Origin of the sequence: Methylobacter sp. Wu1 (assembly GCF_036553575.1) — a bacterium.
GTDB lineage: Bacteria > Pseudomonadota > Gammaproteobacteria > Methylococcales > Methylomonadaceae > Methylobacter.
This window is the reverse complement of the sequence record NZ_JAZHOC010000027.1, coordinates 1-19,348: the sequence shown is the minus strand read 5'-3', so window position 1 is coordinate 19,348 and position 19,348 is coordinate 1. Positions and strand designations below refer to the sequence as shown.

Here is a 19,348-nt window from a genome sequence, read left to right as displayed (position 1 = left end):
CATATTAACTCCGATGTCGTAGTATTTCATATACATGCTCATGAGACTTAGAGATAGCAAGGCGACAGGAAAGGGCAGCAGGAAATATAAAATTTTGCCTATTGAAAAAATCAATGAGGGTTGTTTGATGGTTTCATTCATTGGGGGTCTCAAAACTTTAGCTTGTAGGCTATTTATAGTCATTGTCGGCAATGATTACATTGGTGGCATTTTCTTCTTTTATCCCTTGCCTAATCTCGCGGTTTTGTGCGGCCATATAATCCGCTGCATGGGAGATGATTGCTTTCCGAAGCGTATCAGTGTTAAGCCCTAGACCTGAGTTATTCCAGAGATCAATGCCTATTTTTACACTGATGACATCTCCTTCGTCATTATCGCCTGCGCCCGGGAGCCCTGATGCCGCACCGCCCTGAAGCGTAGGTTCATCAAAACCACACTTCGTGCCAACATAGCCATAATGAATGTTTGACCAAATGTCGTAATAATATTCATGAAAAAGATCACCGCGGATTGGGAAGTGGAATGCTTTCCCCATCATTCCAAATGGACGCGGTGGCGAGCCCATAGACAGGTACATTTTTTGCAGAATTGGCTTGTGATCCCAAGGACCGCCTTGGCGAACCTGCAAAAACCAGCGGGCTTGAGCTTCTGCCATCGCAATACCTGATTGTTGCATCGTTGAATTTAAAATTTCTTGATTGCCATATATACGAAATAGCTCGTACCATTTAGTTTTCTTTATGTCTTCAATCGCCTTGTTGCTCTCGTTTTTCAACTGTTTGCTCCGGCTAATGGCATCTGTTATGGCCTTGGCTTCAGAGCTATTGGCATTTTTCAACATTTCCGACAGCATGTAAGTAACGGTTAGATCATAGCGCTGGTAGTCCGGTACTATTAGCCGTTGTCCAATGTGCAGTATCGCTTGAGGGGAAGTCTTATTCAGTCTGGCTAAGTCATTGGCGTAACGTCCATCTCCCAGTTTACGAATAGCGATTAACCAGAGCGAATCTCCTCGTTGAACATCGTAATGTGCTGTTGTATCAGGAACTTTAGGTAATATCCCGATTTGCAATTGCGGTTCTGTTCCAAGGGGGCCTGGATGCATCCATTTGTCCATGCTTGGGTTCGTACCCAACGGTCCAGCACTTCGGAAAGCACCAGGCCCCCCGCCACCGGCGGGTGCGTTCGGATGAATATAATCTTTTTTTGTCATATCAGTGCCTCGAAGCATGGTTTACGTCTAACGATGAGCGAAGCGGCAGCTGAAAGTCGCCCGCCTTACGCGGCTTATCATGAGATTTACGGCTTGGTGTCTGGCAAACAATCCGCAAAGTCTCCTTGAATCTTTGGAATTCTTCCTTGTTGTTCTCCACCACCATGCAGTATCACTAGCAGCATCCCGACCATCGCAGAGACTCCATTTGAGATCCGCAGCATCTGTTCCAATAACGAATCAAAGGGTCAGACTCGATTGATTTTAAATTGAGCCGACTTTCTGTCACCTCCTCTGGGAATGGGCTCTACCCGCCGCGCCAGTTGTAATTGAATGCGTTCCTTGAAGCGGCTGTCGCCCAACGCCCACGCCTTGTTAGTCGCCTCTCTGATTTCGTTAATTTGGGTCTCGGAAATTGGCTGATTGAACAGCGCTCTATAAGCCGCTTGACGCACACTATCATCCGCCCTCAGGCGGTGAAACTCATTTGCTCCACAATCAATCGAGTCTGCCTCCTTTGATCCCAAACAGTAGGCGCGCTAGGCGACGCAGGAGCAGTTTTCAAACGACCTCACACATCCATGAGTCCTTCGTGGTCAATCAACTATGGATTTGCCCGTAAATAATTTCCCGGTTTTCGGGTGCAATAGTGTGTAAGGGCGAATGAATTCGCCCTTACATGATTTCATCGATAAATCGGAAAGTTATTTTTAACCCAATCCTATCTATTCAGCTTGGCTTTTAAAAAGTCGATAATTTCTGTAGACGGAATCTCCTGGCTGTCCTGCTCCGTTCTGGCCTTGTACTCGACCGTGCCCGTATCCAGGCCGCGGTCGCCGACGACTATGCGGTGCGGAATGCCGATCAGTTCCATGTCCGAGAACATGAAGCCGGCGCGGACTTTACGATCATCGAACAACACCTCGATGCCGGCCGCCTGCAGGTCCTGATACAGTTTTTCGGAGGCTTCCTTCAGACGCTCGGATTTATGCATGTTCATGGGACAGAGCGCAACCTGGAACGGCGCCAGGCTGTCCGGCCAGATAATGCCCCTGTCGTCGTGATTTTGCTCGATGGCCGCCGCCACCACGCGTGAAATGCCGATACCGTAGCAGCCCATGATCATGGTCTGGTTTTTGCCGGCCTCATTGATGATGTCGGCTTTCATTGCAGCGCTGTATTTGGTGCCTAACTGGAAGATATGGCCGACTTCAATGCCGCGCGCCAGCGTGATCGTACCTTTGCCGTCCGGACTGGGATCGCCTTCGACGACCGTGCGAAGATCTTCGATTTGCGCAGGCACCGGCAGATCGCGCTCCCAGTTGACGCCTTGATAATGCTTGCCGTCCTGGTTGGCGCCGCAGACGAAGTCAGACATCAGGACCACGCTGCGGTCGGCGATAATTTTTATATCCAGTCCGATCGGGCCGATGGAACCGGGCTTGCATCGGCAGGCGTGGTAGACTTCCTCATCGCTGGCAAAGCTCAGCGGCGCGGCAATGCCGTCAATTTTTTCGGCCTTGATCTCGTTCAGTTCGTGATCGCCTCTTAACAGCAAAGCAACCAGCGTGCCCTCTTCTTCGCCTCTCACTATCAAGGTTTTCAGGCACTGTTGCGGTGAAATGTTTAAAAAGCGGCTGACTTCTTCGATGCTGTGCTGATCGGGCGTATCAACCAGCGTCAATGCGGCGGTCGGCTGGGCGCGCGATCCGGCCGGCATGATGGCTTCGGCCTTTTCGACATTGGCCGCGTAGTCGCTCCCGGTCGAGAAGGCGATGGCGTCTTCGCCGGAATCGGCCAGCACGTGGAATTCATGCGAAACGGCGCCGCCGATTGAGCCGGAATCGGCAATCACGGCGCGGAACTTCAAGCCGAAACGAGTGAAGATATTGGTATAAGCCTTATACATGACATCGTAGGTTTCCTGCAGCGAAGCCTGGTCGAGATGGAACGAGTAGGCATCCTTCATGACGAATTCGCGCGAACGCATAACGCCGAAGCGCGGGCGGATTTCGTCGCGGAATTTGGTTTGCACCTGATAATAAGTAATGGGCAATTGCTTGTAGCTTTTGATTTCGTTGCGCGCCAGATCGGTGATGATTTCCTCATGCGTAGGCCCCAGGCAGAAATCACGGTCGTGGCGGTCTTTCATGCGCGCCAGTTCCGGGCCGTACTGCTCCCAGCGGCCGGTCTCCTGCCATAATTCGGCCGGTTGCAGTGCCGGCATCAGAACTTCCAGCGCGCCGGCTCTTTCCATTTCTTCGCGCGTGATTCTTTCCACTTTGCGTAATACCCGCAACCCCAACGGCAGCCAGGTATAAAGCCCGGCGGCCAGTTTGCGGATAAGTCCGGCGCGGATCATCAACTGATGGCTGGCGATTTCGGCATCGGCCGGAGTTTCTTTAATAGTATTGAGTGGAAATTGAGTAGTACGCATTCTATTCTTGAACGATGAAAAATTGAAAACCGCTATTTTACAGAGTTAATACGGGTTTAGTCATCCCGTTATCTCGGCGCTTGCCTGCCTGATCATAAAAAACGGATATGCTGCTGAAATGGCCATCCCCTGCCCGCATAGCAAGAGGATGACATTTCTTGTGCATCCCATCCGTTTACTGCGTTTTTTCCAAACTCATTTGTTTCAGGTACTGCACGATATCCTGGGCGTCATCAGGCGTGATAAGGCTCTCAAACGAAGGCATTTTCGTGCCGGCCCTATAAGCAGTCGCATTGCGTATGAATCCGGGCAACTCCTGCTCCTTAAAATATTCGGTAACGTTTTTCGGCACATTCAGTTCCGGACCGACCTCGCCCCCGGCAAGATTCACCGAATGGCAGCGAATACAGTAGCGGCTGAACAATTTAAAGCCGTTGTTGACCCGGTCATCAGCCTTGGCAGGCGCAGCGGCGCCGAAATAGGTCTTGGCAGGTTGCAATGACAGCGAAACCAGTTGAAACGGCCAGGGATAGCGCCACTCGTCCAGTCCTTTTTTCGGCCAAACCAGATAAAATGGCGCTGGCGTGACAGTCTGCTTGCCGAATTTAAATTCCTGCCATTTTTGGGGCTCGGCGGCGTTGTCCTTGAAAGCAATAAATCCCTGCTCGGCCATGGCATCCTGATAAGCCATGGACACGTTATAGCCATCGGCGGCTGTAAATACGACCACCAGTTCATCTGCTTTTAAAGAAGGCGGCATGGGAATTTTTTTCAAGATTTCCGAAAGCGGATAAGCTTCGTATTCCTTAGCTGATTTATAGACAGGATCATGATCGATTTTTACCGTTTCCGGTTTAGGCAACTGTGCGGGATCGACCTTGAGCAGATTGAAATTCGGCCAATCCGCAGCCGGGCTTAATTGGGGCAGTAATAGCAGCACTGCCAAACTGAGCAATTGTCTTATGCTTGTCATGTTAGGGTCTCTTTCTGTCTTTATTAACAAGTTTTTCTGGCAAATGACCTGGTTGTTAAATCTTATCGCAGGGCTTTTTACGTTTTCCCTATACCAGGCAAAACCGAGTTTTTCTTAACCGGCTTAGGATCACCAGCAGTGATTTTTTCTTCTTGGCGCACGCTCATCAATATTCTTATCAATTTGCTTTCATCAAGCGGCTTGGTTAAATAAAAATCAAACCCGGCATTCAATGCTTCCATTATCTTATGGTCATCGGCATAGGCGCTGATAGCGGCGATTTTTAGCGGATTGTGCCGGCTTCTTATAATTTTCACCAATTCCAGGCCGGTCATGACCGGCATATTGATATCTATAAGCGCCACCTGATAGTCTCGTTCGCCGATTAATTGCAACGCATCCTGGCCGTTTATGGCTGAATCGACGACACAACCATACTGCTCAAGCATATTGGCCAGCAATAGCAAATTAATCTCGCTGTCATCGGCAATCAATACGCGTGTGGCAGTATTTCTCTCGGTTGAGACCTGTTTCTGAGGGATTGCGTCATACTGATTTCTGGCACTGATCGGCAGCGGCAGTGAAACTGAAAAAATACTGCCTTTGCCGAGCTGACTGGTGACGGTGATATCGCCGCCCATAAAATCGACCAGTTCGCGGGTAATGGCCAAGCCGAGGCCCACCCCGTCCCTGACAAAATCAGAGGCATTGATCTGCACAAAAGGTGAAAAAATCTGTTCCAGATCCTTTTGGGCAATTCCGCAGCCTGTATCGCCAACGGAAACGATCAAATTGCCGTTATAGTAGCTTGACGTGATGCTCACGCTGCCGTAATCAGTATATTTGATGGCATTGCTGAGTAAATTGACAAGGATTTGCCGGATGCGCGTTTCATCCCCTTTCAAATACCGGTGCGTGACTTCATTGTTGACGATTAAAACCAGATTTTTTTCATCGGCTTGCAATTTGAAAACTTCAACCAGATTGGACAACAGGTGTTCAAAGTCAAAATTCCCGATATCGATTTTAATTTTATTGGACTCAATCGCTGAAATATCGAGAATATCGGTAATCAGCGTCAGAAGATTATCGCTGCATTGCTTGATGATATTGACGTGCTTTTTAACGTCCTCAGGGAGTGAGGATCTCTTCTGCAACAGTTGCGTAAAACCCAGTATGCCGTTCAACGGCGTGCGCAACTCATGACTGATATTGGCCAGAAACTGATTTTTGGCATTATTGGCCGTTTCGGCCGCATTTTTTGCCTGCAGTAGCGCCGCTGTGCGTTCCTCGATAATGGATTCCGTCCGAAAATAACGCCCCGTCAGCATCAAAAGGCCGATGCCGAGTAAGCTGGCAAACAGCAAACCACTGAATAAAACCCACCATATCGGCCAGCAAATGCGAGAATTTTCCAAAACCAAATCATGGTAAAAACTCAATCGCCATTGTTGATCAGCGACTGAGAATGCGTATTGTTCGGAAGCTTTAACCTGCTGCTCTCCAGCATTGGAATAAATGATCTTTTTCTGGTTCTCTGCGCCTTTAGAAGTACTGATAGTCAAGAAACTGCCTGTTGTATTCAATTCATTGAACGATTCACGCACCAGTTCATCAATCGAAATACTGGTTACAATGGCTCCCCGTAGCAGCTTTTCATTGTCTTTTGCTTTGTTAAAAACAGGCGTCACCAGTTTAACCTTATCACCATCGACCAAGAGGTATCCAAATTCGGACGAGGTAAAATCACCTTTTAGCAGGTGGCTGGGATTGGCCGGAAATACCGAATCAGTGTTTGGAAAGCCGGTTATTCGCTTGTTAAGTATGGAAGTGAATTCAATATTGCCGACGCCTGCCGACATATGGCTTATCCATGTCAGCGATTCTATCTCTTTAAAAGGAGACAATGCCTGCTTGGTAAACATTGCGAATTCCTGATTTTCAACATTATCGGAACCCGCAAAAAAGCTCCGGACACTGTTAATGGCATGCAGATCGCCATGAATACGTTTTTTTAAGGCTTGCGATAAGGTAATGACCTGATTTTTGAAATTTACCTGAAGCTGCTGCTGATCGACCTCTCGCACATATGAGAAGAATACAACAACTAATGTGATCGCAATGACAAGCGGTACGCCTACTGTAATCAGGCGCTTGCGCCATATATGTTCAGGCTGGGCGAAGACAATCAGCGTCAACGGCGTGAATATCAATACTCCCATGGTATCGCCGACCCACCAACTGACCCAATTGATGGGAATTTCAGATGCCGAAATGATGCCCGCTAGGCTCATGGCGATCATGGCTATGGTTGACGGTAACAGACAACTTAAGGGGCCGCCAAGCAACATGAAAAGCAGAATGCTTTTATCTTCAACCAACAGATTTGGAAAACCGACAAAACGTTTTATCAGATAAGTGCCGGCAACGGCGCAGGACACTGCCCCTAAGCCGGTTACCGCATAAATAAGCAGCGATTCTTCCCTGAAACCGAAAGCCCAGGCGCTGATGCAGAAATTGCCTATAAATATACCAGGCCAAATCCGCTTGCCCAGCAGGAGCATTGCCGCCAGAGAAATGCCGGAAGGCGGCCACAGCGCGCCGGCATTACTGGGCGGAACTTTAAGCATTTGGCCCAGTAAGCCAGAGGCAAAGTAGGCGCCGGCAATAAGCCCGATTAATAACAGATATTTTGATAGACGGATCATTGCAAAACCGAAGGTCATGTTCTGGTTATTATCAACGTAAATATGGTTTTGTTTGCACTATGCCTTATTTTTTTAAAAAGCATAACTGAATAAAAAGCGCCTAAATAGCTACTAACAAGAAAACGGCCATTAAGGTAAAATAGTCCTATCCCATCACATTGACCCGCAATATACAAGGACCTCTTACAGAGGCATCCTGGAATAAACTACATGTTGAGAATCACTGAACTTAAACTCCCTCTCGATCATCCGGAAAGCATGATCAAAACCGCTATTCTCGATCGACTTGGCCTCAGCGCAGAACATTTGATCAATTATAGAATATTTCGCCGCGGTATTGATGCTCGCAATCGGGATTCGATTTTTCTTATTTATACCATCGATGTTGAAGCCGACGATGAGCAAGCCTTACTGAAGCGCCTGCGCGACGCCCCGCATATCGCCTTAACGCCGGACACAACTTATCGCTTTGTTGCCCATGCGCCCAAGGATCTGCCGTCTCGCCCCGTCGTGATCGGCACCGGGCCCTGCGGACTGTTTGCGGCTTTAATTCTGGCCCAGATGGGTTTTCGGCCCATCCTTCTGGAGCGCGGCAAAGAGGTGCGCGAGCGTACTAAAGATACTTTCGGTCTTTGGCGCAAAAGCGTGTTCAATCCCGAGTCGAACGTGCAATTCGGAGAAGGCGGCGCCGGCACTTTTTCCGACGGCAAACTCCACACCCAGATCAAGGATCCCAATCATTACGGCCGCAAGGTGCTGACCGAGTTTGTCAAAGCCGGCGCGCCTGCTGAAATTCTCTACCTCAGCAAACCGCACATCGGTACGTTCAAGCTGGTGTCGATGGTGGAACAGATACGCGCAACCATCGAGTCATTGGGCGGCGAGATACGCTTCCAAAGCCGCGTGGACGACATCAACATCGACAACGGTCAGGTGCGCGGCGTCGTACTCGCCAATGGCGAAACGATTCGCTGCGAGCACGTCGTGCTGGCCGTCGGCCACAGTGCACGGGATACCTTCAAAAGGCTTTATGATCGCGGCGTTTACATTGAAGCCAAGCCCTTTTCCATCGGCTTTCGCATAGAACATCCTCAATCGTTGATCGATGCCTGCCGTTTCGGCAAAAATGCGGGCCATCCGCTACTGGGTGCTGCCGATTACAAACTGGTCCATCATTGCCGCAACGGGCGCTCTGTTTACAGCTTCTGCATGTGTCCCGGCGGCACGGTGGTAGCCGCCACATCCGAGACAGGCCATGTCGTGACCAACGGCATGAGCCAATATTCGCGCAACGAGCGCAATGCCAACAGCGGCATTGTCGTCGGTATTACGCCGGATGATTATCCGGGCCATCCTTTAGCCGGCATCGAGCTCCAGCGCCGCTTGGAAGCCCATGCCTTTGAACTGGGCGGCAAGACCTATGAAGCGCCGGGACAGCTGGTAGGCGACTTCCTGGCCAAGCGTCCCTCAGTTGCGCTGGGTTCCGTGCAGCCCTCCTATACGCCGGGCGTGCACTTATGCGATCTGAGTTCAGCCCTGCCCGATTACGCGATAGAAGCGATACGCGAAGCCATTCCGGCGTTTGATAAAAAAATAAAGGGATTTGCCATGCACGATGCCGTACTGACCGGCGTTGAAACGCGAACATCCTCCCCTGTGCGCATCAAGCGCAACGCCGACTATCAAAGCCTGAATACCAGAGGACTGTATCCGGCTGGGGAAGGTGCGGGCTATGCGGGCGGCATTCTTTCCGCGGCCGTGGATGGCATCAAGGTAGCCGAAGCAGTGGCCTTGGAGATAGTCCGCAACCTGGAAAGCATCGCTTAAAAAACGGTCGGAGACAGGGTGCGAGCAATATATGAGGCACCCTGTTTGGTCTATTTTGATCGTTTGGTCGTGTTAAATACAAATGAGGTAACGACACCGCGCTTGTCAAACCGGATAAGAAGATCTTCCGTGCTGGCGTCATCGAACAGGCTGTAGTGGTAAATTCCGTAAGTCCAGGTTCTCAAGCTATCCTCTATGCCGGTTCTCCAGGGATTGCCGAAAGTGGCGCGTATATCATTCTGAGTGGTTTCACCAATCTTGATAGTTGAAACCTGGCCGGCGGGAAACTCATGGCCGACTGTGGCGCATCCCGCAACAGATGAAAGAAACAGGGCCATAACCAGACCTCTGGCTATTTTCTTCAATGATCCGGAAGAAACCGCTGCGTATGAGATGTCAATTTTCATTATTATTTTATCAATCTTAAAATCCATTATCCTGATATTAAAATAAATATCTGTCAAATTTGCTGTTTATTTATGCGAATAAGTGCATCTTTTTGATATTTGCAGGCGTTATGAAAATATATAAGTTTATTGCGTAAGCCTGGTTTTAATTTAAACTTCACCAATAAAGTGCTTCCCCAAGGAAAAAAATTGTCGCGGAAGAACGCGCCTTAACCTGAAATTTTCCATTTAACCAGACAGTCTCCAAATCATTTTAAATGGCTATTAGGCCCCTATCAGACATAAAAATTTTCAGCAACTTGACCAAAAAATCTCGACACCCGCGAAACAGAAGCTTCCGGTCATTGCCGCTAAGGCTCGTACTGCGAAATACGGCGCTTTATCTGCTGCTGACTTTTCTGGTTACATCTATCGCACTCTGCGCATTATTGCGCTGGTGCCCTGCTCCCACATCGGCATTCATGCTCTACCGGCATTTTGAAGATTTGGTCGACGATCAAACGTTTAAATCCATCGACTATACCTGGGCTAGTTCGGAAAAAATTTCTTCCAATGCTTCGGCGGCCGTGATTGCCTCCGAAGACCAGCGGTTTTTCCAGCATTCCGGATTTGATCTGGATTCCATACAGTCTTCAATTGATGTCTATATGGATGGCGGCAAACTGAGAGGGGCAAGCACCATTTCTCAGCAGGTGGCCAAAAATTTATTCCTGACGCCCTCAAAAAGCTTTTTGCGCAAAGGACTGGAAGTCTGGTTCACGATATTGATCGAAATAATGTGGACTAAGGAGCGGATATTGGTCATGTATTTGAACATAGCTGAATTCGGCAATCATTTGTTCGGCATAGAGGCCGCCAGCCGCCACTATTTCGGCATCCCTGCGAAACAGCTCAGCCGCGCGCAGGCCGCGCTCCTGGCGGCCACGCTGCCCAATCCGATCATACTGCACGCCAACCGCCCCTCTAACTATGTACTCAAGCGGCAACACTGGATTCTTCGGCAAATGCAAAATCTTGGTTACCGCCATATCAAGAACCGGTAATGCTATTAACCCTAGCTGGCGCAATACAATAAATTTCAAGCAAATCTGGCATTAACTGCCTGATCAAATTAGAATAGAAGGTTTCTTATTGAGTTGTCTCAATAACTATACCGTGGTATTCCCATTCCTGACGGATTATTAATGACTGATTATAAACTGACCCATCTCAAACAGCTGGAAGCTGAAAGTATTCATATTATTCGTGAAGTAGCCGCCGAATTTGAACGCCCGGTGATGTTATATTCTATCGGCAAGGATTCCGCCGTCATGTTGCATCTGACCATGAAGGCTTTTTATCCCGGCAAGCCCCCTTTTCCTTTGATGCATGTCGATACGACCTGGAAATTCAAGGAAATGATCGAATTTCGCGACCGCATGGTTAAAGAACTCGGTCTTGAGCTGTTGGTCCATGTCAACCAGGACGGTGTCGACCAGGGCATAGGTCCTTTTACTCATGGCAGTAAAAAACATACCGATGTCATGAAAACCGAAGGACTCAAGCAAGCGCTGAACAAATACCGCTTTGATGCCGCTTTTGGCGGCGCCCGGCGCGACGAAGAAAAATCCCGCGCAAAAGAGCGCGTTTATTCTTTCCGGGATAAAAATCATCGCTGGGACCCTAAAAACCAGCGGCCGGAATTATGGAACATCTATAACGGCAGAATCGACAAAGGCGAAAGTATCCGCGTCTTCCCGCTTTCCAACTGGACCGAGCTGGATATCTGGCAATACATTCATCTGGAAAACATCCCGATCGTGCCGCTGTACTTCGCCAAGGAACGCCCCGTCGTCAACAAGGACGGCATGCTGATCATGGTCGACGACGACCGTATGCCGGTCGGCCCGGACGACAAGGTGGAAATGAAAATGGTGCGCTTCCGCACCTTGGGCTGCTACCCGCTGACGGGCGCTGTCGAATCGACCGCCACTACGCTGCCTGAAATCATTCAGGAAATGCTATTGACCACAACCTCTGAACGCCAGGGACGACTGATCGATCACGACCAGGCCGGTTCCATGGAGCAGAAAAAGCGCGAAGGGTATTTTTAATATTGCCCGCCACTGCAACCAATAACAGGAATTCAGAGAAACAATACTATGTCACACCAATCAGATTTAATCAGTACCGATATCAACGCTTATCTGGCGCAACATGAGCGCAAGGAATTGTTGCGCTTCCTGACCTGCGGCAATGTCGATGACGGCAAAAGCACACTGATCGGCCGCCTGCTGCATGACTCCAAGATGATCTATGAAGATCAGCTGGCCGCGGTCCAGGCCGACAGCGTCAAGTCCGGCACCACGGGCGCCGGCAAAATCGATCTGGCCTTACTGGTTGACGGCTTGCAGGCGGAGCGCGAACAAGGCATTACCATCGATGTCGCTTATCGCTATTTTTCCACCGCCACACGCAAGTTCATCATTGCCGACACCCCGGGGCATGAGCAATACACGCGCAATATGGCCACAGGCGCCTCGACCTGCGATCTGGCCGTTATCCTGATTGACGCGCGTTACGGCGTGCAGACCCAGACCAAGCGCCACAGCTTTATCGCTTCCCTTCTGGGCATCAGGCACATCATCGTCGCAGTCAACAAAATGGACCTGGTCGACTACAGCGAAGAAACCTTCAATAAAATCAAGGCCGACTATCTGGCATTTACCCAATCGCTGGATCTGCACGATATTACCTTTATCCCGCTGTCGGCGCTGGACGGCGACAACGTTGTCAACCGCAGCGACAATATGCCGTGGTTTACCGGCGTACCGATGATGGAAGCGCTGAACACCATTGAAATCGCCAATGACCGCAACTTCGACGACGCGCGCTTCCCGGTCCAGTTCGTCAATCGCCCCAACCTCGACTTCCGCGGTTTTTGCGGCACGGTGGCGTCGGGCATTTTCCGCAAGGGCGACCGCATTACTGCCCTGCCGTCAGGTAAAAACAGCAAAATCAAGGCCATCGTGACTTATGATGGCGAGCTGGATCAGGCTTTTCCTCCCATGGCCGTGACCCTGACGCTGGAAGACGAAATCGACATCAGCCGCGGCGACATGATTGTCGGCGCTGAAAAAACGCCTGCCACGGTTGCGGATAAATTCAAGGCGAGCATCGTCTGGATGGCCGAGCAAGCCATGACGCCGGGCCGCCAGTACATCATCAAGCTGGCCACGCGCAGCGTGCCCGGCTCCATCTCGATGATTCACCACCGCATCGATGTCAATACGCTGGAGCACCATGACGCCAACGAATTGAAGCTCAACGAGATCGGCTCCTGCACGGTTTCAGTCAACGCGCCTGTGGTATTCGATCCCTACAAACGCGTTAAAGGCAGCGGCTCGTTCATTATCATCGACCGGCTGACCAACGGCACAGTGGGCGCCGGCATGATCACCGGCCATACGGAAGATGAAGTTCAACAGCCGGTCAGCGCGGCGGAGCGAGCAGCCCGGTTCAGCCAGACGGCAACGGCTATCGCCTTGACCGGCGCAAACGGCAAGGAAGCGGCTTATCAACTCGAAAGAAGACTATTCGATACCGGCCATGCCACGACCATCCTGGAAACCGAGGAGGCTGCGCCGCTCATTCAGGCCGTCAAAAATGCCGGATTGATCTGTTTATGCGTGAACAGCAAAGCAGAACTGTCGGATATGGCTTTCGACAGCGATAAAGCGTCTATTGACGATATTTACGCCGCATTAAAAGCTCAGAAAATCATTTATTGATCATACACAACCGTAGGGTACGCATCGCGTACCTTCTCAAAGCTCTGATGAGAAGGTAGAAGACTGGTACGCGATGCGTGCCCTACAACTACATATCATGTAGGTTCAGGATTATTCCGGCCCGTCTTTTCAACCGCAACCTCCAGCGCATCATCTACCGTCTCCAGCCAGACAAACTCAAGCTGATCCCGGACCGCTTGCGGTATTTCCTCAAAATCTCTTTTATTGCGCGCCGGCAGCATGACCATCTTGATGCCGGCGCGCGCTGCGGCAATGACTTTTTCCTTGATGCCGCCGACCGGCAGAACCAACCCGCGCAAACTGATTTCACCGGTCATCGCTGCGTCCTTTTGCACGATTCGTTCGGAGAATGCCGAATACAACGCCACGAATATGGCCACGCCGGCGCTGGGCCCATCCTTAGGAATGGCGCCTGCGGGCACATGCACATGAATATCGGTCTTCTTAAACATCTCCTCGCCCAAACCAAATTCAGCCGCCCGGAATTTGACCAGACTCAATGCGGCCTGGGCGCTTTCTTTCATCACCTCGCCCAGTTGTCCGGTCAGAATCAGTTTTCCGGTACCGGGAATGCGGGTCGCTTCGATAAAAAGGATGTCGCCGCCTACCGGCGTCCAGGCAAGTCCTGTCGCAACGCCCGGCACGCTGGTGCGCATGGCCACATCGCTCTCAAATTTTTTGGGCCCTAAAATGGCCGGAATCTGCTCGGCATCGATCACTTCCTGAGCCACCTTGCCTTCGGCAATATCCATGGCGACATGACGGAACACGGCGCCTATTTCGCGTTCCAGATTCCGGCAGCCGGCTTCGCGCGTGTAGTCCTGGATGATAGTCCGTATGGCCTGATCGGTAATGGCGCATTGCTCGGGCTTTAAGCCGTTCGCTTCCAGCTGCCTGCCGACCAGATAACGCTTGGCGATCTGCTCCTTTTCATCAGCCGTATAACCCGACAACTCTATCACTTCCATGCGATCGCGTAAGGGAATGGGTATACTATCCAGGACATTGGCCGTTCCGATAAACATGACATGGCTCAGGTCAAACGGGACCGCCAGGTAATTATCGCGGAAAGTCGAATTCTGTTCCGGGTCCAGCACTTCCAGCAACGCTGCGGAAGGATCACCCTGAAAGCCCGCGCCGATCTTATCCATTTCATCGAGCATAAACACCGGATTGTTGGTGCCTGCTTTACGGATCGACTGGATAATAATGCCTGGCAGCGCCCCCAGATAAGTCCGCCGGTGCCCTCTGATCTCGGCCTCATCATGCAGGCCGCCTAAACTGGTGCGTACGAATTCGCGCCCGGTAGCGCGGGCAATACTGCGCCCTAAAGAAGTTTTACCGACGCCCGGAGGCCCTACAAAACAAAGGATAGGACTCTTGCCTTCAGGATTCAGCTTGCGCACGGCCAGATATTCCAGAATGCGCTGCTTGATCTTTTCCAGACCATAATGATCTTCGTTGAGAATTTCGCGGGCCCTGTTGATATCGATATCCTCTGTTCTGGAAACCGACCAGGGTATTTCCACCAGCCAGTCCAGATAGGTGCGCAGCATTGAATACTCGCCTGCGGCTTCCGGCATTTGCTTCAGGCGATTCAATTCCTTGCGGGCATGTTTTTCCACTTCATCAGGCATTTTCGCCGCTGAGATGGCGTTGCTGATCTCTTCAACCTCGACCGCGCCTTCCTCGCCCTCGCCCAGCTCTTTCTGTATGGCTTTCAATTGCTCCCGCAGAACAAATTCGCGTTGGCGCTGCCCCATTGTTTCCTGGGTCTGCTCGTTGATTTGATGGGAAAGTTTTAATACTTCAATCCGGTAATTGAGCATCTCCAGGATTTTATCGATGCGTTTCTGCACGTCGAACAGCCCCAATATCTGCTGTTTCTCTTCGGATTTCGTGATCAGATAACTGGAAATCAGATCCGCCAGCATAGGAGCCGAATTGATCAATTGAATGGCGCTGACCAGTTCATCGGGCACTTGTTTTGACAAATTAAGCACTTCCAGTGCTTTGTGTTTAAGGGTTACGACGCGCGCATCGATATCTTTAGTGGTCTCGTCAGATTCCTGATGAGCTTCCCAACGCGCCACAAGGAAAGGATAGCCCGGCAGGAATTCCTTCACCCGAAAACGCTGAATGCCCTGGCAGACGATATGATGGTTGCCGTCGGGCGCAGTCAGATAACGCAGTATCTCCGCCACAGTGCCGACTGTGTAAAGGTCTTCGGGCGCAGGATCTTCATCCTTGTCGTCGCGGCGCAGCAGCAATCCGATCGGCCTCTCGGAACGAACCGCATACTGCACGGCGGCAATCGATTGTTTACGGCCGATCACTAACGGCAGGACGACCTGAGGGAAAAGTACGGTGCCGAGCATGGGCACGATAATCAGAGCATCACTCGGAACGGATATGTTGGACGAATCATCCTGAGCCTGCTGGATTGTTGCCGAAGAATCCTCTTCAGATTCTCCCTTCGAGCCCAGAATTAAATCTTTAAGGTCCTTGATCCGCATAAGAAGTCATCCTATTTTCCGCAGTATAATCAACAGGCAACCGTTCAGGAATTCATGCCCACCTAGATTAAAGCGCCCTTCCGGAAGTTCAATGCTCCGCTCAAATCGACCGTATGGAATCTCCAGCCGCTGAATCTCTGCCCCGACATCTACAGGCAAATAGCGCCGTCCACTCACGACTAATTGACCGTCCTCAAGCGATACACTGATATGCTCCGGCTGCACTCCCGGCAGCGCGACTATAATTGTGAATTCATCCAGGGTTTCATAAATATCAATCGGCGGCTCCCAGGCCGGACGTCTGGCGCGCAGCGCGGCGGGCCTGAAAAACTGCCGATGCAGTCGTTCAGCTCGTTCCAGCACTTCGCAGGCTTCGGCCCACATGGAAAGTTCAAAATTGCGTAATGGCATAATGTCTTATCAGATTGTCGGTTATAGGCATCGTGAAGCCAAACAGCGTGATACTGGCATGTTTCACTTAAAGATATGACAGAAGGACTGGCTCAGAAGCTCAATCTGAAAAATAATCTATACCCCTGCTGACATCAATTTCAGGATTGTAGACTTGACTCAAAGCATTCGTATGCTTTGAAGCGCCTGAACCAAATTGTTTTCAGTTATATCTGATATATAACAGGATGGTAATCAGTATCAATACTTAGGTAAGTCTCTGTATATCCAGACATTATTTTTCGCCGTAATATTAATATTTTGATAATTACCGACGAAAGCAAATAAATCCATGCCGCCTTATTGGGAACATTTTGCACACGAAGCCGATATGGGCATACGTGGCATCGCGCCGACGCTCGAACAGGCGTTTGAACAGGCGGCGCTGGCCATGACGGCAGTCATCACCGATCCCGCCGAGGTTTTGCCTTCTGAAGCGATGCCGATCCACTGCAAAGAGCCTGACAACGAGTATCTGTTTCTGGACTGGATCAACGAACTGATTTACGCCATGGCTGTTCGCCGCCTGTTGTTCAGCCGATTTCAGGTATCCATCAATAACGGAGAATTGACGGCGACGGCCTTCGGAGAAGCCGTTGATCGGCAAAAACACCAGCCTGCCGTGGAAATCAAGGGCGCAACACTGACCGAACTGCATGTTTATCAACAACCGGACGGCCTATGGGTTGCCCAATGCGTCGTCGACGTTTAAAGGATACTCATGGATACTTCTCAATTCATACAACGCGATGAAACCTGTTGGGAAATTCAGGCTCAAGGCCCCATGCGCGTTCCGGCCATTATTTATGCCGATGAAAAGCTGCTGCGCGACATGGACCAGAAAGTCTATGAACAGATCACCAACGTGGCCTCATTGCCTGGCATCGTCGAAGCGGCTTATGCGATGCCTGATGCGCACTGGGGCTACGGCTTCCCTATCGGCGGCGTCGCCGCCTTCGACCCGGCACTGGGCGGCGTGGTTTCGGCCGGCGGCGTTGGCTTTGACATTTCCTGCGGCGTGCGCACTTTGTTAACTGATCTTGACATGGCCGATCTACAGCCACACAAGCAGCAGTTGGCGGATGAGCTGTACCGCACCGTCCCGGCAGGCGTCGGCAGCACGGGCCGCATCCACCTGAATCATGACGAAATGATCGCCATGCTGAAAGGCGGCGCCTTATGGGCCGTTGAGCGGGGGTTCGGCGTCGCCCGCGATCTGGACTTCATCGAGGAACGCGGCTGCATGGCCGGCGCCGAGCCCCAATATGTGTCAACCAAAGCGCGGGAGCGGCAAAAAGACGAGATGGGCACATTGGGCTCCGGCAATCATTATCTCGAAGTGCAACGGGTCGTTGATATTTACGACCAGGCCCTGGCTAATGTTTTCCGCCTGAAACCCGATGCCATCGTCATCACTATCCATTGCGGCTCCAGAGGGCTGGGTCATCAGATCGGCACCGAGTTTCTGAAAGATATGGCCATGGCGGCGTCCCAGTATCATATTACATTGCCTGACCGCGAACTGGCCTGTGCGCCGCTGGATTCGCCGCTGGGAAAACACTATCTGGGAGCCATGCGCGCCGGCATCAACTGCGCCCTGGCCAATCGCCAGATCATCACGCACTTGACCCGCAAAGCCGTATCGGCGGTATTTCCCGGCCTGCATCTCGACTTGCTGTACGATGTCTCGCACAACACCTGTAAGCTGGAACCCCATACCATTAATGGGCAGAAAAGAAACCTGTTCGTTCATCGCAAAGGCGCCACCCGGGCTTTCGGCCCCGGTCACCCCGACTTGCCGCCGGAATACCGCCATGTCGGACAGCCGGTGCTGATCGGCGGTTCGATGGGAACCAGCTCTTATGTACTCTGCGGCACAAAAGACGGCGAACAACGCTCGTTCAGTTCGGCCTGTCACGGCGCGGGCCGGGCCATGAGCCGTCACCAGGCGACCCATCAATGGCGCGGCCGGGCATTGGTTGATGAACTGGCAAACCAGGGCATCATTATCCGCAGCGCCTCGATGCGCGGCGTCGCAGAGGAAGCGCCGCTGGCTTATAAAGACGTCCATGCAGTGATCGATGTGGCTGACAAGGCTGGCCTGGCGAAAAAAGTAGCCAGGCTGGAGCCTGTCATTTGCGTGAAGGGGTGATGGGTGTCGCGATTTTATGTCGGCACCAGCGGCTGGAATTATCCGGACTGGCAGGATGGTTTCTATGCCGGCATTATTCGCAGGGATCGGTTAAAGTTCTATGCGCAACAATTCCCTGCCGTGGAAATCAACGGGACTTTTTATCGTTTGCAAAGTCCCGACACTTTCCAAAAATGGGCTCAGGAAACGCCGGCAAACTTCAGGTTTGCTATCAAAGCCAACCGTTATCTGACTCATCACAAGAAACTAATGGATCCGGCTGCATCGGTATTGATTGAAAAAAATCACGCCGAAGCACTGAAAGAAAAACTGGCCGTCGTACTATGGCAGCTGCCCGGCCTGGTCAAAAAAGACCTGGTCAAGCTGCAGCGGTTTATCGCCGCTCTGCTGCAATGGAAGAATGTTCGCCATACTGTGGAGTTCAGGCACGATTCCTGGTTTGATGACGAAACAGCGCACTATCTGGCTGAAGCCGGCATTGCCGTTTGTCTGTCCGATGCCGAAGCCTGGCCTATGTGGGATCGCGTTACTACGGACCTGGTTTACATTCGCCTGCATGGCCATACGCAAACCTACGTGTCCAGTTACAGCGAGCCTGAATTGGCGCAATGGGCCGAGCGCATAGAGCAGTGGCTGAAGCAGGACAAGCAGGTGCATGTTTATTTTGATAATACGGCTCAGGGCGCCGCGCCCCACAATGCGCTTGAGTTGCAGAAATTGCTTCAGGATAGGATGTAGCTGCTGATGGTACGCCGTGCGTACGAGACTGTGAAAGTATTCGTTTTTTAAAATTTTAACCACAATATATTGTGCATTTTATATTTGCATATAACAGCATATAGACGTCAAAGAGAAAAATTTTGAATACTTTCAC

14 protein-coding genes are annotated in these 19,348 nt (G+C 51.0%); 7 read left to right on the top strand and 7 right to left on the bottom strand.

The window, feature by feature from the left end:
- Positions 1-169: 169 nt before the first annotated feature.
- The 4 genes from V2P20_RS02735 to V2P20_RS02720 all read right to left on the bottom strand — a co-directional run bounded on the left by V2P20_RS02735 (position 170) and on the right by V2P20_RS02720 (position 7,331).
- The gene (locus V2P20_RS02735; RefSeq protein ID WP_331815886.1) at positions 170-1,213 is read right to left on the bottom strand and encodes a polymorphic toxin type 44 domain-containing protein; all 1,044 of its coding nucleotides are present in this window, start codon (positions 1,211-1,213) and stop codon (positions 170-172) included.
- A gap of 721 nt (positions 1,214-1,934) precedes the next feature.
- Complete coding sequence (locus V2P20_RS02730) at positions 1,935-3,650, bottom strand: proline--tRNA ligase (RefSeq protein ID WP_331815884.1); 1,716 nt, start codon at positions 3,648-3,650, stop codon at positions 1,935-1,937.
- A 175-nt stretch (positions 3,651-3,825) separates the two neighbouring features.
- Complete coding sequence (locus V2P20_RS02725) at positions 3,826-4,623, bottom strand: cytochrome c (protein WP_331815882.1); 798 nt, start codon at positions 4,621-4,623, stop codon at positions 3,826-3,828.
- A 77-nt stretch (positions 4,624-4,700) separates the two neighbouring features.
- On the bottom strand, positions 4,701-7,331 hold the full coding sequence (locus V2P20_RS02720; protein ID WP_331815880.1) for an ATP-binding protein: 2,631 nt from the start codon (positions 7,329-7,331) through the stop codon (positions 4,701-4,703).
- Between the two features lie 210 nt (positions 7,332-7,541).
- Here V2P20_RS02720 and V2P20_RS02715 point away from each other — a divergent pair, with 210 nt between their 5' ends.
- Complete coding sequence (locus V2P20_RS02715) at positions 7,542-9,158, top strand: NAD(P)/FAD-dependent oxidoreductase (RefSeq protein ID WP_331815878.1); 1,617 nt, start codon at positions 7,542-7,544, stop codon at positions 9,156-9,158.
- A gap of 50 nt (positions 9,159-9,208) precedes the next feature.
- On the opposite strand, the gene V2P20_RS02710 is transcribed toward V2P20_RS02715, so the two are convergent.
- Complete coding sequence (locus tag V2P20_RS02710) at positions 9,209-9,565, bottom strand: hypothetical protein (RefSeq protein ID WP_331815876.1); 357 nt, start codon at positions 9,563-9,565, stop codon at positions 9,209-9,211.
- Positions 9,566-9,909: 344 nt separating this feature from the next.
- On the opposite strand from V2P20_RS02710, the gene mtgA reads away from it, so the two are divergent.
- The 3 genes from mtgA (at position 9,910) to cysN (ending at position 13,335) form a co-directional block, all read left to right on the top strand.
- Positions 9,910-10,608 (top strand): monofunctional biosynthetic peptidoglycan transglycosylase, encoded by a 699-nt coding sequence (gene mtgA / locus V2P20_RS02705; RefSeq protein WP_331815874.1) that lies wholly within the window; start codon positions 9,910-9,912, stop codon positions 10,606-10,608.
- Between the two features lie 141 nt (positions 10,609-10,749).
- Positions 10,750-11,658, top strand: coding sequence for a sulfate adenylyltransferase subunit CysD (cysD, locus tag V2P20_RS02700; protein ID WP_331815872.1), 909 nt, complete (start codon positions 10,750-10,752; stop codon positions 11,656-11,658).
- A gap of 48 nt (positions 11,659-11,706) precedes the next feature.
- Positions 11,707-13,335, top strand: coding sequence for a sulfate adenylyltransferase subunit CysN (gene cysN, locus V2P20_RS02695; protein WP_331815870.1), 1,629 nt, complete (start codon positions 11,707-11,709; stop codon positions 13,333-13,335).
- Positions 13,336-13,430: 95 nt separating this feature from the next.
- On the opposite strand, the gene lon is transcribed toward cysN, so the two are convergent.
- Positions 13,431-15,872, bottom strand: coding sequence for an endopeptidase La (gene lon / locus V2P20_RS02690; protein ID WP_331815868.1), 2,442 nt, complete (start codon positions 15,870-15,872; stop codon positions 13,431-13,433).
- Positions 15,873-15,878: 6 nt separating this feature from the next.
- Positions 15,879-16,283: an Hsp20/alpha crystallin family protein gene (locus V2P20_RS02685; RefSeq protein WP_331815866.1), complete on the bottom strand. Its 405-nt coding sequence runs from the start codon at positions 16,281-16,283 to the stop codon at positions 15,879-15,881.
- Between the two features lie 331 nt (positions 16,284-16,614).
- Between V2P20_RS02685 and V2P20_RS02680 the strand changes: the two genes are divergently transcribed.
- The 3 genes from V2P20_RS02680 to V2P20_RS02670 are packed head-to-tail and all read left to right on the top strand — an operon-like array spanning position 16,615 to position 19,212.
- Positions 16,615-17,034, top strand: coding sequence for an archease (locus V2P20_RS02680; protein ID WP_331815865.1), 420 nt, complete (start codon positions 16,615-16,617; stop codon positions 17,032-17,034).
- 9 nt (positions 17,035-17,043) lie between these two features.
- Entirely contained in the window at positions 17,044-18,474 is a 1,431-nt protein-coding gene (locus tag V2P20_RS02675; protein ID WP_331815864.1) for an RtcB family protein, read from the top strand.
- 3 nt (positions 18,475-18,477) lie between these two features.
- Entirely contained in the window at positions 18,478-19,212 is a 735-nt protein-coding gene (locus V2P20_RS02670) for a DUF72 domain-containing protein (RefSeq protein WP_331815862.1), read from the top strand.
- Positions 19,213-19,348 lie beyond the last annotated feature (136 nt).

Coding starts and splice junctions, on each gene's coding strand:
- V2P20_RS02710 (WP_331815876.1), bottom strand. CDS start 9,565: ATGAAAATTGACATCTCATACGCAGCGGTTTCTTCCGGATCATTGAAG.
- cysD (WP_331815872.1), top strand. CDS start 10,750: ATGACTGATTATAAACTGACCCATCTCAAACAGCTGGAAGCTGAAAGT.
- V2P20_RS02680 (WP_331815865.1), top strand. CDS start 16,615: ATGCCGCCTTATTGGGAACATTTTGCACACGAAGCCGATATGGGCATA.
- V2P20_RS02675 (WP_331815864.1), top strand. CDS start 17,044: ATGGATACTTCTCAATTCATACAACGCGATGAAACCTGTTGGGAAATT.
- V2P20_RS02720 (WP_331815880.1), bottom strand. CDS start 7,331: ATGATCCGTCTATCAAAATATCTGTTATTAATCGGGCTTATTGCCGGC.
- V2P20_RS02735 (WP_331815886.1), bottom strand. CDS start 1,213: ATGACAAAAAAAGATTATATTCATCCGAACGCACCCGCCGGTGGCGGG.
- cysN (WP_331815870.1), top strand. CDS start 11,707: ATGTCACACCAATCAGATTTAATCAGTACCGATATCAACGCTTATCTG.
- V2P20_RS02685 (WP_331815866.1), bottom strand. CDS start 16,283: ATGCCATTACGCAATTTTGAACTTTCCATGTGGGCCGAAGCCTGCGAA.
- V2P20_RS02730 (WP_331815884.1), bottom strand. CDS start 3,650: ATGCGTACTACTCAATTTCCACTCAATACTATTAAAGAAACTCCGGCC.
- V2P20_RS02715 (WP_331815878.1), top strand. CDS start 7,542: ATGTTGAGAATCACTGAACTTAAACTCCCTCTCGATCATCCGGAAAGC.
- lon (WP_331815868.1), bottom strand. CDS start 15,872: ATGCGGATCAAGGACCTTAAAGATTTAATTCTGGGCTCGAAGGGAGAA.
- V2P20_RS02725 (WP_331815882.1), bottom strand. CDS start 4,623: ATGACAAGCATAAGACAATTGCTCAGTTTGGCAGTGCTGCTATTACTG.